This window comes from Halomicroarcula saliterrae (genome assembly GCF_031624395.1).
Classification (GTDB): domain Archaea; phylum Halobacteriota; class Halobacteria; order Halobacteriales; family Haloarculaceae; genus Haloarcula; species Haloarcula saliterrae.
Genome location: NZ_JAMQON010000002.1, coordinates 389,190 through 402,690, shown reverse-complemented (window position 1 = coordinate 402,690; position 13,501 = coordinate 389,190). Strand labels below are relative to the sequence as shown.

General features: G+C 68.5%; 13 protein-coding genes. 6 read left to right on the top strand and 7 right to left on the bottom strand.

Annotated elements, in window-relative coordinates:
• The first annotated feature begins 161 nt into the window (after positions 1-161).
• Positions 162-392, top strand: coding sequence for a PIN domain-containing protein (locus NDI56_RS21850; protein WP_470303408.1), 231 nt, complete (start codon positions 162-164; stop codon positions 390-392).
• A 428-nt stretch (positions 393-820) separates the two neighbouring features.
• On the opposite strand, the gene NDI56_RS10085 is transcribed toward NDI56_RS21850, so the two are convergent.
• On the bottom strand, positions 821-2,689 hold the full coding sequence (locus NDI56_RS10085; RefSeq protein ID WP_310919370.1) for a glycoside hydrolase family 15 protein: 1,869 nt from the start codon (positions 2,687-2,689) through the stop codon (positions 821-823).
• Between the two features lie 130 nt (positions 2,690-2,819).
• Positions 2,820-3,254 carry an ester cyclase gene (locus NDI56_RS10080; RefSeq protein ID WP_310919368.1) on the bottom strand — a complete coding sequence of 145 codons (435 nt, stop codon included), beginning with the start codon at positions 3,252-3,254 and terminating at the stop codon, positions 2,820-2,822.
• A gap of 306 nt (positions 3,255-3,560) precedes the next feature.
• Here NDI56_RS10080 and NDI56_RS10075 point away from each other — a divergent pair, with 306 nt between their 5' ends.
• Positions 3,561-4,331 carry an NAD-dependent epimerase/dehydratase family protein gene (locus NDI56_RS10075; protein ID WP_310919367.1) on the top strand — a complete coding sequence of 257 codons (771 nt, stop codon included), beginning with the start codon at positions 3,561-3,563 and terminating at the stop codon, positions 4,329-4,331.
• A gap of 32 nt (positions 4,332-4,363) precedes the next feature.
• Here NDI56_RS10075 and NDI56_RS10070 read toward each other — a convergent pair whose 3' ends face one another.
• Together NDI56_RS10070 and NDI56_RS10065 are read right to left on the bottom strand one after the other, a co-directional pair.
• Entirely contained in the window at positions 4,364-5,320 is a 957-nt protein-coding gene (locus tag NDI56_RS10070) for a TIGR03557 family F420-dependent LLM class oxidoreductase (RefSeq protein ID WP_310919366.1), read from the bottom strand.
• Between the two features lie 113 nt (positions 5,321-5,433).
• The gene (locus NDI56_RS10065) at positions 5,434-5,595 is read right to left on the bottom strand and encodes a hypothetical protein (RefSeq protein ID WP_310919364.1); all 162 of its coding nucleotides are present in this window, start codon (positions 5,593-5,595) and stop codon (positions 5,434-5,436) included.
• Between the two features lie 42 nt (positions 5,596-5,637).
• On the opposite strand from NDI56_RS10065, the gene NDI56_RS10060 reads away from it, so the two are divergent.
• Positions 5,638-6,129 (top strand): YciE/YciF ferroxidase family protein, encoded by a 492-nt coding sequence (locus NDI56_RS10060; RefSeq protein ID WP_310919363.1) that lies wholly within the window; start codon positions 5,638-5,640, stop codon positions 6,127-6,129.
• Positions 6,130-6,220: 91 nt separating this feature from the next.
• Complete coding sequence (locus tag NDI56_RS10055; RefSeq protein ID WP_310919362.1) at positions 6,221-7,222, top strand: DUF7972 family membrane protein; 1,002 nt, start codon at positions 6,221-6,223, stop codon at positions 7,220-7,222.
• Positions 7,223-7,232: 10 nt separating this feature from the next.
• On the opposite strand, the gene NDI56_RS10050 is transcribed toward NDI56_RS10055, so the two are convergent.
• The 3 genes from NDI56_RS10050 to NDI56_RS10040 form a co-directional block, all read right to left on the bottom strand.
• Positions 7,233-8,231 (bottom strand): DUF7972 family membrane protein, encoded by a 999-nt coding sequence (locus NDI56_RS10050; RefSeq protein WP_310919360.1) that lies wholly within the window; start codon positions 8,229-8,231, stop codon positions 7,233-7,235.
• A gap of 149 nt (positions 8,232-8,380) precedes the next feature.
• Positions 8,381-9,628 carry a hypothetical protein gene (locus tag NDI56_RS10045; protein ID WP_310919359.1) on the bottom strand — a complete coding sequence of 416 codons (1,248 nt, stop codon included), beginning with the start codon at positions 9,626-9,628 and terminating at the stop codon, positions 8,381-8,383.
• Complete coding sequence (locus NDI56_RS10040; RefSeq protein WP_310919358.1) at positions 9,628-10,626, bottom strand: LEA/WHy family protein; 999 nt, start codon at positions 10,624-10,626, stop codon at positions 9,628-9,630. Before NDI56_RS10040 ends, NDI56_RS10045 begins: the two co-directional genes overlap by 1 nt.
• A 117-nt stretch (positions 10,627-10,743) precedes the next feature.
• Here NDI56_RS10040 and NDI56_RS10035 point away from each other — a divergent pair, with 117 nt between their 5' ends.
• Both NDI56_RS10035 and NDI56_RS10030 read left to right on the top strand, forming a co-directional pair.
• On the top strand, positions 10,744-11,475 hold the full coding sequence (locus tag NDI56_RS10035) for a 5-formyltetrahydrofolate cyclo-ligase (RefSeq protein WP_310919357.1): 732 nt from the start codon (positions 10,744-10,746) through the stop codon (positions 11,473-11,475).
• A gap of 81 nt (positions 11,476-11,556) precedes the next feature.
• Complete coding sequence (locus tag NDI56_RS10030; protein WP_310919356.1) at positions 11,557-13,455, top strand: ATP-binding protein; 1,899 nt, start codon at positions 11,557-11,559, stop codon at positions 13,453-13,455.
• Positions 13,456-13,501 lie beyond the last annotated feature (46 nt).

The window sequence follows — 13,501 nt, the reverse complement described above, 5'->3', positions numbered from 1 at the left end:
CACCCGAAAGGGACAACCGCCAGCGACCGGTAGGTGCGCCCGGCCGATGACGAGCCGGTGTTCCGAGCCGGGGTGACTCCCCGGCGGTGACGAACCCTATGAGTGCCGAGGCCACCGGTTTTTGAACTGTACGGCCGCCGAAGTTTCCGAGCGGGTTCGACATATCGCGGAGGCTCCCGGCCTTCCAGAGTCCGAAGTGTTCGAGCGGACATTCGAACGCTGGACCGCTCGTTCACCTCGCCGAAATCGAGTCGCTCGAACTGCTTGCGACGGTTGACACACTCCTCGTTCCGGAGACGGTTTACGAGGAAGTCAAGGCCGGTGGTGTTCAGGACGAGTTGGCCGACCTCTCGTACGAACTCGCCGAAGCTGACGAGGAGAGCCGCCTCTGACGAACCGGACGCCGGAGAACGCCCGCGATCCGCGGTCACAAAGGCATGCAAGGGCTCTTCCGACGGACGACCTCGCCGTCCGAGCGGTGACTTCCACGCGGCGGTTCACGTAGCGGCCCTATCGGCGCTGCTGTACGGGAACACGAGAAGCCCCTCTCGACGGCGAACCGGACCGACGGGTCAGCGCCGTCGGAGCAGTCGCCGCCCTTTGCGGACGATGCGTCGCCGGACGGAGCGCGGGAGCCGCCGCCACGCTCGCTTTGCCTTCCGCAGTTTTCCCATACGTGACACCTCCGTTGTCGCCCGCGGCCGCTCGACACGGGCACTCGCCGTACCCTGCCGCCGGGAGTAAGGCTGGGGCTTGCAGATGCAGCAGTCGGCAGAGCGGGTCACGCTGCCAGTCCGGTCGGCGGCGCTCCCCGTCCCGCTCAGTAGTCGTCCATCCCAATCGGGTCCCCGAGACGGATGCCCATCGGCGGTGGCCCGGGAAGCTCCCCGCCCTGTGCCGCGCCGACGTAGAGCGCGCTGTTGACGAGGCCGATGTGACTGAACGCCTGCGGGTAATTTCCGAGGTAGGTCCCGTCGTCGGGGTCGATCTCCTCGGCGAGGAGCCCCAGCGGGTTGACGTACTCGACCAGCGTTTCCAGTCGGTCGTGGGCCGTCTCGACGCGGCCCGAGAGCGCCAGCGCGTCGATGAGCCAGCACGCACAGAGGACGAACGCGCCCTCCTCGCCGGGCAGCCCGTCGCTGCCGTCGTAGCGCCTGACGAGGACCTCGTCTTCTCGCAGGCGTGTCTCGACGGCGTCGATGGTCCCCTGCACTCGCTCGTCGTCGAACGGGAGGAATCCGACCACGGGGAGCAACAGCCCCGTGGCGTCCAGCGTGGTGCCGTCGCCGTAGGTCTGGACGAACGCGCCGAGTTCGTCGTCGTACCCCTTTTGGAGTACGGACTCGCGAATCTCGTTCCGGGTCTCCCGCCACGCGTCGACCGGCGCGTCGTAGCCGTGGTCGCTCGCGAGCGCGAGTCCGCGGTCGAGGGCGACCCAGCAGAGGACCTTCGAGTAGACGAACTGCTTCGGGCCGTCGCGGACCTCCCAGATGCCGGCGTCGGGCTCCTGCCAGACCTCGGTGACGTAGTCGACGATGTCCCGGACGACGGTCCACTCGTCGGCCGAGAGCGAGCGGTCGTGGGTGTGGAGCTCGTCCACCGCCAGCAACAGCTCGCCGTAGATGTCGAGCTGGCGCTGGTCGGCGGCGCCGTTGCCGACGCGGACCGGCCGCGAGCCGCGGTACCCCGAGAGGTGGTCGAGTTCGCGCTCGTCCAGCGCCGTCTCGCCGTGGAGGCCGTACAGCGGCTGGATGGTGGCGGGCTCGGTCGCCCCGCAGAGGTCGAGGAACCACGAGACGTACGCCGCGGCGGCCCCCACGTGGCCGAGGTTCGAGAGGGCCTGAACGGTAAAGCCCGCGTCGCGCAGCCAGTTGTAGCGGTAGTCCCAGTTCCGGACGCCGCCGACGTCCTCGGGGAGCGAGGTGGTCGGCGCGGCGGCGATGGCACCCGACTCGGCGTGTGTGAGGAGCTTGAGCACCAGCCCCGACCGAACGACGTGGTCGTGCCACGGCCCGCCGAAGACACAGTGTTCGTCGGTCGGGCAGTCGTGGCTCCAGTCGCGCCAGTAGTCGACCGTGTCGGAGAGCGCTGCCGCGGGGTCCGTCGCCGCGTCCTCCGCGCCGGTACAGCGCAACAGCACCCACTCGGTCCGGCCGGCTTCGAGCGTCGTCGCTCCCGTGGCACGGCCCGCGTCGCGGTCGATGTCGAGGTCGAACTCCGCTTCGAGCGTCGTCCGCTCCTCGCGCCCGGCCGCGCGGAGGCCGGTGTCCGTCGCTTCGAGCGTCGTCTCGGTGCGGGCGTAGTCGAACGCCGGGTCGAACGCGAGTTCGACGTCGACCGCCCCCTCCTCGCAGTCGAGTCGTCGGTAGAGCACTTTCTTCGGGTGGTCGACGAGGTCGGCCGGCGGCATGAAGTCGGTCACGGTCAGTGCGCCCCCGCCCGTCTCGAACCGCGTCTGGAGGACGTTCGTCCCGTCGAGATAGCCCAGCGTGCCCGTCCCGCTGTCGGCGGGACCGACGCGGAACCGCCCGCCCCGCTCCGCGTCGAGCACCGCGCCGAAGATGCTCGGCGATTCGACGTGCGGGAAGGGGAACCAGTCGACCGAGCCGTCGGGGGCGACGAGCGCGGCGGTCTCCAGGTTCCCCACGACGCCGTAGGCCTCGATGGGGGTGTACCCGCCGTCACGCACCGGCCTCACCTCGCACGGGGGCGTCTGGCGAAGACCTGTTACGTAGTTGTCGAGTCATGCGAGCGGCTACGTGTGCAAACCGGAAAAACGACCGGCGACCGGCGCACGGTCGCCGGCGCCACTGAGTGGATTATATCCGGAGATACGCGGGAGGACTGGCGACTTCGAGCTGTTCGAGGAGGCCAGCCCGGTCTTCTTCGAGCCAGATTTCGGCGATTTTGTCGTCTTCGATGCGATACATCCCCATTCCCGTCCACTCGACGTCGTTCCCGGTCGGTTCGACGTCTCGATACTCGCCCTCGTGCGTGCCGCGAGCGGTGTATCGAACGACGACCAGATCGTCCTCTGCGACCATCTCGTCGGTGGTTCCCGAGTAGTCCGGAAACGTCTGGAAGAGAGCTTCGAGATACTCCATTATCTCGTCGAACTCGCGTCGCTCTTCGTGACTCCCGTATTCGACGATGCCCTCCGCGAGGTGTTCCGAGAGGCTATCTCTGTCCTGTTCGTTGAACGCGCGCAGGTAGTCGCGAACGAGGTCCTTGTTTTCGCTTTCTGTCGTTGACATGCTTTCACCTCGGGTACGGCGCTTCGCTCGGGTCCGTCGCTCGCCTCGTCACACTCGCTGAAGCGCCGTTCGAAGTTCTGTCGTGCTGTCTGTTATCTCTTACCATATTGATAGTTACCGACGCGTCCGACCTCGACGCCGAACGGAAGTCCCACACCACAGCGATGTCCCTGGCCCGAGCCAGGGCGAGAGCGAAGCCCTGGTGCGCAACCGGTCGCGTAGCTTCGGATGACAGCCGGTGTCTGCAGTGGGGGTTCTCACTCGACCCGTCCCCAGACCTACACGTGTCGAGCCAATAATACAAGTATGGTCCGCATCGCACTGACCGGCGCGGCGGGTAACGTCGGCCGCGAACTCGTCGACGCGTTCGACGACCACGAGGTGGTCCCGTTCACGCACTCCGAGACCGACGCGTTCGACAGCGAGTTGCTCGACGTGACCGACCCCGACGACGTGCGAGAGAAACTGGACGCGTTCGAGATCGTCGTCCACCTCGCGGGCGCGTCGTCGCCCGAGGCCGACTGGGAGACGGTCGCCGAGACGAACGTCGAGGGGACGAAACACGTCCTCGACGCGGCCGTCGAGAACGGCGTCGACCGCGTCGTCTTCGCCTCCTCGAACCACGCCGTCGGCAGCTACAACTCGGCGGACGAGGACCCCGAGACGACGACGCTCGCGGACGCGCGACCCGTTCGCGGCGACGCGCCCACTGCCCCGGATTCGTTCTACGGCGTGAGCAAGGCCGCCTGCGAGGGCCTGACGAAGTTCTACGCGGAGCGCCACGGCGTCGAGGTCGTCAACCTCCGCATCGGCTGGTACATGAGCGAGGCCGACCTGCGAGCCCGGACCGGCGACGACGTCGACCCCGGGCGGGACCGGTTTGCACGGGCGACGTGGCTGAGTCCCCGGGACTGCCGGGCCGTCCACCGACGGGCGGCGACCGCCGACCTCCCCGAGAGCCCGGTCACGGTCAACGCCGTCTCGCGAAACGACCTGCGGTACTTCACGCTCACGGAGACGATGCAGACGCTGGGCTACCGGCCCCGGGACAACGCCGAGGAAGTGCTCGACCGGTAGGGCTGTGTCCGGGCGCGGTTGCCACGCGCCGTTCAGGTGAACGATGGCAGCACGTCTTCCTTGTACATGTCGACCATCGCCTGCTGGTCGTCGCCGATCTGCATGGTGTAGACGTGGTCGTAGCCGGCGTCGACAGCGGTCTGGATGCCGTCGATATGGGCCTGCGGGTCCGGGTCCGTGATGATGCTCCCCTCGGCGATATCCTCCTTCGAGACCATATGCGTCGCCTGCTCGAACAGCGCCGGCGTCGCCAGTTCGGAACTCAGTTCCCCCGGGAGCGCCGAGTTGGGCCACTTCTCGTAGGCGGTCGCGACGGCCTCGTCCTCGGTCTCGGCGACACAGGCCTGGAGCTGACAGAAGCGCGGCCCCTCGCCGCCGTGGTCCTCCCAGGTGGAGACGACTTCCTGCGGGCCGACGGACCAGAACCCGTCGCCGATTTCGGCCGCGCTGCGGGCGGCCCGCTCGCCGTAGGCCGAGACACAGATGGGCGGGGGTTCCTCGGGCAGGGTGAACAGCCGCGCGTTCTCGACGGTGTAATGCTCGCCGTGGTGGCTGACCTCCTCGCCAGTCCAGAGTTCCCGTATCACGTCGACGGCCTCCTCCAGCATCTCCATTCGGACGCTGTGTTCCGGCCAGCGGTCGCCGAGCACGTGTTCGTTCAGGTTCTCGCCGGTGCCGACGCCGGCGTAGAACGTGCGGTCCTCGAACATATCGGCGACGGTAGCCGCGGCCTGAGCGTAGATGGCCGGGTGGAAGCGCTGTATCGGCGCGGAGACGCCGACGCCGACGTCGACGGTCTCGGTCGCAGTCGCGACCCCTCCCAGGGTCGACCAGACGAAGGACGCCTCCCCCTGTTCGCTGACCCATGGGTGGTAGTGGTCCGAAATCGAGAGGAAGTCGAAGCCGGCGGCCTCCGCTCGCCGCGCGTACTCGACCAGGTCGGAGGGGCTGTGCTCCTCGCTCGACAGCGTGTAACCTATCTCTGGCATAGTGTCTCGGGACCTAGCCCGACAGCCGTTCCACGACTGAGACCACTGCCGGCAGTCGAAAGGCAGTTTTCAGTGACTGCGGCGACGGGTGGCCCCGCGCGGGTCGCGTCCGCTCACACCAGATCGTCGCGCAGCCGGCCCTCGCTGTTTCGCACTGCCGTGACCGCCGCCCCCTCGATAGTCTGCGTGTCCGCGTCGGCGTCCCAGTCCAGCCGCTCGGCCAGGTCGTCGTTCGTCGGCCGGCGGGAAAATCTCGGGCCCGGGCGCAGTTGCAACCCGGCGGCTCATTGCTCGCTCGCCCGAACAGTAGCGTGACAATGACGACTGACTCGATCGAACAGCTTCTGGTCGAAGGCGTCCAGGAACTGTACTACACCGAACAGCAGCTCGTCGACGCGCTGGACCAACTCGCAGACCAGACGGGCACGGAGTCGGTCAGCCAGGCGTTCTCCAAACACCGGGGAGAGACACAACAGCAAGTAGACCGCCTTGAGCAGGTGTTCGAGGCGCTGGGCGAGGAGCCGGAGGCCAGAGAGGACATCGTCGTGACGGCGATGATAGACGAACACGACCAGTTCGCCGGGGAGAACGACGGCGAGGTGCTCGACCGGTACAACATGGCCGTCGGACAGAAGACCGAACACTACGAGATAGCGGCCTACGGCAACCTCGCGTCACTGGCCGAGAAGGCCGGACACGACGAGGCCGCCGACCTCCTGGTCGAGACCCTCCGGGAGGAACAGGAGGCGCTCGAACAGCTCACGGACGCCAGTGAGCAGTTCGACACGCAGCAGATAGCCGGCGACTGAGTCCGGTAACGGCGATTCAGGCCGCTGTGACACGGGCCTGCAGTCGCAAGCAGGTCCTTCAGGCGTCACCCATCCGTAGCAAATCGTTCCGATGGACGAGGATATCGGCACGCAGATTCTGGACGGAGCGACGACTGGACCGTACGACCGGCACGTCCAGCGGTTTCTCGTCCTCGGCGACCGGCTGGTGCTCGCGGGCCTGCTGTTGGTGCTCGCGCTCGGGTTCTTCATCGCGTTGGAGGTTGTGGGCGGGTTCCGCTCGGTCGACCGGGCGCCGCTCCTGTACCTGTTCAGCGCGCTGACCGGTGGCAACTTCACGCTGATCACTATCATCGTCTCTATCAACCAGCTGGTCGTCTCCCGGCAGCTCTCGACGCCGGGCGAACTCCGCACCCAGATAGCCGAGACCAACGAGTACCGCGAGTCCGTCATCGAGTCGCTGCCGGAGGACGACGTGGCGCCGGTGACGCCGACGGAGTTTCTCCACCTCCTGTTGCGGGCGACGCGGGAGTCGCTGGGCCGACTGGAGCACGAATCGGCGGCTATCGACGACGAGGACGCGGGGGAACTCGTCGCGGAACTGGTCGAGGACCTCACCGGTCACATCGACTACGTCGACGAGTTGCTACAGGAGTCGAACTCCGGCATCTTCAGCGCGCTGTCGGCGACGCTGACGACGAACTACTCCCAGCACATCTACCGCGCTCGCGAGCTCCAGCACCAGCACGCCGACGAGCTGACCGAGGCTCAGGACGACGCCCTGGACCAGCTCGTCGTCTTGCTCCAGCAGATAGACGTCGCTCGCCAGTACCTCAAGACGCTGTACATGCAGGACGAGCTGTCACAGCTCTCCCGGCGACTGCTCTTCGTCGGCGTCCCGGCGGTGTTCGTCAGCATCGTGATGCTCAAGCTGTTCGCCGCGTCCTCTGGGATGCTGTTCTCCACGGGGATACTCACCGTCGTGACCGACCTCTCGGTGACCGTCGCTCTGGCGCCGCTGGCCGTCGTGTTCTCGTTCGTGTTGCGAATCGCGGCGGTGGCACGGCGGACCGTCGCCGTCACGCCCTTTACCACGGCCTCACAGGAGCTCTGACGGCCCGTCATCAGTTGTCTCCGGCCTCTTCCGGCGGGACGAACGGCCCCACGGAGACGGTGTGGCGGGCCACGGTCGCGGCCCGGAACACGTACGCGATGAAGATACACAGCGGCGTCACGATGACGCCGATGCCGAGACTGACGACCGCGGGGAGCAGGGCCGTCGGTATCGTGGCTCCGTTCGTGCGGTAGAGCAACGCCAGTACGACGCTCGCGACGAGCGCGATCAGGCCCGTGTAGGCGACGACCCGCGAGAGCCGCGCGAAGTCCTGCTGCAGCGAGAGCGTCTTGAAGAACTGCCGCGTGACCGCGACCGCCTCCAGCAGGTCGTCGATGGCGTCGAGTTCGTCGGCCGCGGCCTCGGGCAGCCGGTCGTCGTAGCTGTTCCGGAGGTGCACCGTCGCGGTCATGTTCCGGGCGTACTCGGTGCCCAGAACGACGTCGAGGACGTTCACGATGGGCGTCTGGCTATCGACGTTCGCCGTGATGGCGTCCCCGTAGGCGACGATGCCGTCGGCGTAGTCCGCGACCGCCCGACGGAGGTCGTCGTCGGCGTCCCCACAGGCGGCGTGGAGCCGGTTCGCTCGCTCGCTGAGCGTCGCCGCCACGAGGCCGAGAAACGCCGCTGGGTCGTTCGGGACGGCGGGCTCGCCGGCGTGGGTACGGACCCGCTCGCGGAGGTCACGGGTCCCCTGGAGCTTCTGGGAGAGGCCACTGGGGGAGCCAAACACCCGCGAGAGGATGAGCTGGTTGATGGAGAGCGCGATGGTCACGAGCGTCACCGTCCCGGAGATGAAGCCGCTCGCGAAGGCCGTCGCGGCGATACTCTGTGGGCCGACGGCCAGCAGTCCGACCCGGGCCGCGACGTAGAGGAGGGCCACGACCCCGGCGACCAGCAACAGCGCCACGGCCAACCGATTCCCGCCGAGGACGAACCAGTGGAGCGCTCGATCAGCGACTCCGCCGCTGTCTTGGACCTCGCTCTCAGTCCGGACTGTCTCAGACATGCGTCCTCCCGACGCGTCGTTCAGGCCGCCGCAGTACTGTTGGACAGTTCACACGTATGCGTCGTTTGCGACGTGCCCTCTTAGGCGTACGGCCGGCGCGTGCCCGGGCCGGTCTGTTCTCCGCTCACGCCGCGGCGACGCGAGGGCGCTCAGGGCCGGTCCAGAAACAGCGTCAGGTGGCTGACGATGGTCCGGCTCTCCAGCCCGCCCGCGAGCGCGCCCGAGAGCACGCCGATAGTGCTGATGAACGCCCCCGTCCGGACGAGGTCGAGAAAGCCCACCGCGGGGTCTTCGAGGCTCGGCCAGTTCGACATCAGGTTCGGCGGGAAGACGACCAGTTCGATGACGAGCATCACGCCCCAGACGAGGGTGAAGAGGCCGCCCATCGCCAGCACGAGCACCAGCAGGACGGTGACGTTGACCAGCGCCGTGTGTTCGGTAACGAGGCGGTGGCGCTTGCGCGGAAAGGAGAGGTTCTGTGCGAAAAAGAGGTAGCCCGCGGCGACGAGCACGCTCGCGACCGCGAACAGCGCTACCGTCGCGTTGTCGATGTTGAACCCCACGTCCCACGACTCGGCGCTGAAGACGATGACGAGAGTCGGTGTCAGCGCCGCGGTCGAGAGCTTCGGCAGTGACAGCGGCAGCAGGGGAGCGCGGCTGTTGACGAGCGCCCGGAGCACCCGCCCGGGGTTCCGGGCCGCGCTCCGCACGTGGAAGGCGAGCCGACCGACCGGCCCGCGCGGGCGACCCTCCTCGGCGGGTATCTCGCCCGCGATTCGGCGGAGGTACGCCGCCACGTCGGCGTCCATCGGCGGGACCGACTGTCGGTCGGGCACGAACTCGAAGGGCTCCATGACGCCGCCGTCGGCGTCCCGGTGTCGAGCGCCCAGCACGTGTCCGAGGAGGTGGACCAGCAGCGTCGCGCCGTTCCAGCGGACGGCCCCGTCGCCGAACGAACGCGTCGGCTCGCCCCGCGGCGCGCGCCTGAGGTTCCGGGTCGAGAGAACGGCCACCCGTGCGAGGGGCGAGGCGAGCCCGGGGACGAACCGCTGTCGGCTGGAGACCAGCGCCACGTCGGTCACCACCAGCACCATGTCGTAGGGCCCCTCGACCATCTCGTGGGTGGCGCTGTCGAGGAACTCGGAGGGCCGCCGGCGCTCGCTGTCCGGCAGGCGACGCGGCGATTCGAGAAAGAAGCGCCAGCCCACGTCGGTCGCCGACGCCAGCTCGTCGACGGCGTCCGCGGCGGCCCGGCTCGCGAACGACCGCAGGCGGTCGGGGTCAGCGGGTTCGTGTGCGACGAGCACCCCGACGTCGACCCACAGGTCGGCAGCTCCCTCGCACTCGGCGGCGACGAGCGCCGGCTCCTCGCCGGACCCGCCGTCTCCGCTGGCCATCAGGTCGCCCCGCGCGAGGCGCGGGCGGGCGACCCTCTCACAGCGGGCGTGCCGGGGGTCGCCGACCCGTTCGATTCCTCGTCGAAGATGTCCGTCCGGAAGGTCCGGTTGTAGGTGAGCCCGTCCAGCGTGACACGCCGGTCGACATCGCGGTACCCGACCGTCGCGTCGAACGCGACCGAGAGCCGCGAGCTACCGTTGCGCCGGCGGTGGGTGACCCACCACTCGTCGAGCTTCGAGTTGTCGATGTCCGCGCGGAGGGCGACCTGTCGCGTGCTCTCCGCGGGAATCACGGTCCGTCCCGCGGCGGTCCCACGGCCGACGACGATACCGTTCATCCGAATCGTGTACCGCACGTCGGTCAGCGGGACCGCGACGGGGAGCTCGTTGGTCACCGTGGTCGACGCTCGTATCGGAGTCCGGGCCCGCGTCGCCTCCCCCCACCGCGCGCTCGTCTCCTCGACCACCAGCGCTGTCCGCCCGAACACCGCGACGCTGCGGTTGCGCTCGGTGTTCAGCGGTTCGAGCAGGTCCGTCCGGACCGTCCGGGTCCGGGTCGCCTCCTCGGCGGGGAGGTCGACGCCGGCGTAATCGACCCTGACCTCGGGGTCGACTCGAACTGTCGTCGTCTCGTTGCGGTTCACGTGGCTGACCCACCACGGCTGTATCTTGTCGTTGTCCAGCCACGTCCGCACGGTGACCACGTCGTCCGAGCCGCCGAGTCGGACGCCGCGCTCGACCCCCGACGCCATCCGGACACCGTTCAGCGTCACGTTGTAGCGCACGTCCGCGACGCCGTCGCCGAGTCGGAGGAGCAAGGGGTTGTCGACGCGGATGTCGCTTACGACCTCGGTCCGCTCCGCGGTGACAGTGCCCCAGCTGTTGTCGACCGACTGTACCCGCGGCCTGTCGACGACTGCCAGCCCGTAGACGGCCGCACCGAGCAGGAGCAGCCCCGCTGCGACGGCCGCCACTACGACGCCCCGCCTGCGTACCATATCTCTTGCTGTGTCGCCTCGGTCGTAGCCGCGAGCGTGGCAGCTCCAAGCCGTTGATAGTCGGTGGGGCGCCGGCGGAACCGGGAGACTCGTGTGGCTGGCCCCCGAGGCCGCGGTATGGAGAAAGGAGCCATCCGCGAGCGGGTGTGGGACCGGCTGGACGCCGACGGCGTCGCCCGGTTTCCGTTCCCGCCCCACGACCGGATTCCCAACTTCGCGGGCGCCGCCGACGCCGCCGAGCGCGTCACCGACACCGAGCTGTGGGCCCGCGCCGAGACGGTGAAAGCGAACCCTGACTCGCCGCAGCTCCCGCTGCGCCGGGCCGCGCTGCGTGCCGGCAAGACCGTCTACATGGCCGTCCCGCGCCTGCGTGACCGGCGCTGTTTCTACGAACTCGACCCGGCCGAACTCGACGACCTCGACGCGGCCCCCGCCGTGTCGAACGTCGCGGACCACGCTCGGCAGGTGGCACCAGAAGCCGTCGACGGCATCGACCTCGTGGTCTCGGGGTCGGTCGCCGTCACCGAGGACGGCGCCCGAATCGGCAAGGGCGAGGGGTACAGCGACATGGAGTACGCTGTCCTGCGTGAGCTGGGACTGGTCGACGAGTCGACGCCGGTGGTGACGACGGTCCACGAACTGCAGGTGGTCGACGGCCCCGAGAGCGCCGTTCCGGGGGCGACCGTCCCGGTCGACGCCCACGACGTGCCGATGGACGCCGTCGTCACACCGGAACGGACCGTCGAGACCGGGACGCCCTATCCGCGACCCGACGGTATCGACTGGGACGCGCTCGACACGGAGCGGCTCCGAGAGATTCCGGTGCTTGCCGAACGCGCGCCGGAGTGACGGTCCCGAGCGCTCACAGACGAGTAGCCCGGAGTCGCGACGGCACAACAGTGATTTAGGGTAGCGAACGCATGATTGAACATGGAAAACCCCGTGGTCGTCGGGGGGCGACCGCTCACTGCCACGGAGGAACGCGCCCGCGTTCTCGTCGTCGATACGGACAGGACTACCGTCGAGACCCTGCGGGCCGCAGACGCCGGGTACGAACTCCGGACCGCTCGGACCGTCGACGACGCGCTGGCAGCGGTCGAGAGCGAGCCCGTCGACTGTATCGTCAGCGAGCACGCGCTGCCCGAGGGGACCGGTATCGAGCTCCTCCGGGCGGTCCGGGACCGGTGGCCGGACCTCCCGTTCGTGTTGCTGACCGATTCGGGCGACGAGGGGCTCGCGAGCGACGCCGTCGGGGCCGGTGTGACGGACTATCTGCCCAAGACGCGGACCGCGGCGCTGCCCGACCGGCTCGCGGCAGCGCTGGCGGACCACGCCCAGCGGCGGGCTATCCTCGGTCGCATGACCGACGCGTTCTTCGCCGTCGACGCCGACTGGGAGTTCACGTATCTCAACGAGCAGGGACGCGCTGTCATCGCCGACGCCGTCGGCGAGGACCGCTCGGCCAGCGAGTTCGTCGGGCGGTCTATCTGGGAGGTCCTCCCCTCCGCCGTCGACACCCAGTTCTACGACGCCTACCACCGCGCGATGGACGAACAGGAACCGACCTTCTTCGAGGCCCATTACGCCCCCCTCGACACCTGGTTCGAGGTACGGGCCTACCCGTCGCCGACCGGGCTGTCGGTGTACTTTCAGGACGTGACAGAACGCAAGGAGCGCGAGACGGCGCTGGTCGAGCGCGACCGGGTTCTCAGGGAGGTGTACCGGATAACTTCGGACAAGGACCGCGGCTTCGAGGAGAAGATAGACGCGTTGCTCGGGCTCGGCCGGGACGTGCTCGGCACTGACTGTGCCGCCCTCTCGAAAGTCGACGGGAACGAGTACGTCTTCGAGATCATCCACGACCCCTCGGGCGAGGTGAGTCAGGGCGACGTCGTCCCGCTTGGGGCGACCAACTGCGAGCGGGCGGTGGTCGACGAGCGGACCCTCGTCCTCAGCGACGTCGGCGCGGAGGCGCCGGAGCTGACCGACCGGGCCGGCTTCACCGAGATGGGTATCTCCTGTTACCTCGGGACGCCGGTGTGGGTCGACGGCGACGTCGACGGCACGTTCTGTTTCTACGACACGGAGCCCCGGAGCGACGCCTTTTCGGAGTGGGAGGTGACGCTGGTCGACCTGCTGGGAAGCTGGGTCAGCTACGAACAGGAACGCGAGCGCCGCGCCGCACAGCTCACCCGCGAACGCAACCGGCTGGAGGACTTCGCCAGCCTGGTGAGCCACGACCTGCGGAACCCGCTGACCGTCGCGCTGGGGCGACTCGACATCGTGCGGGAGCAGTACGAGGGCGACCCGGACCACGTGGACACGCTCGAAGCGGCCTTGGAGCGTATGGAGGACCTCATCGAGGACCTGCTGGTGCTCTCGCGGACGGGCGAACAGACGGTGACACCGGAACCGCACGTGCTGCAAGACGTCGTCGGGGAGGCCTGGGAGGCGACCGGCACCGCCGCCGCGACCGTGCGTGTCCACGACGGGACTGCCTCGGTCCACGGCGACCCGGTCTCGTTCCAGCAGCTGTTCGAGAACCTCCTGCGCAACGCCGTGGAACACGGCGGCGACAGCGTCACCGTCGACGTGGGGCTGTTACCGGCCGACGAGGGGTTCTACGTCGCCGACGACGGCCCGGGTATCCCCGAAGCTGAGCGCGAGCAGGTGTTCGAGAGCGGCTACACGACCAGCGAGGACGGCACCGGCTTCGGCCTCCGTATCGTCGCCGAGATTCTCGACGCACACGGCTGGGACGTGGTCGTCACGGAGAGCGAGTCGGGCGGTGCGCGTTTCGAGGTCATCGGCCCGTCCGTCGACCGCTGACCCCGGCAGTTCGACGTTTCACGCCCCGCCAGCCGCCACACGCGCC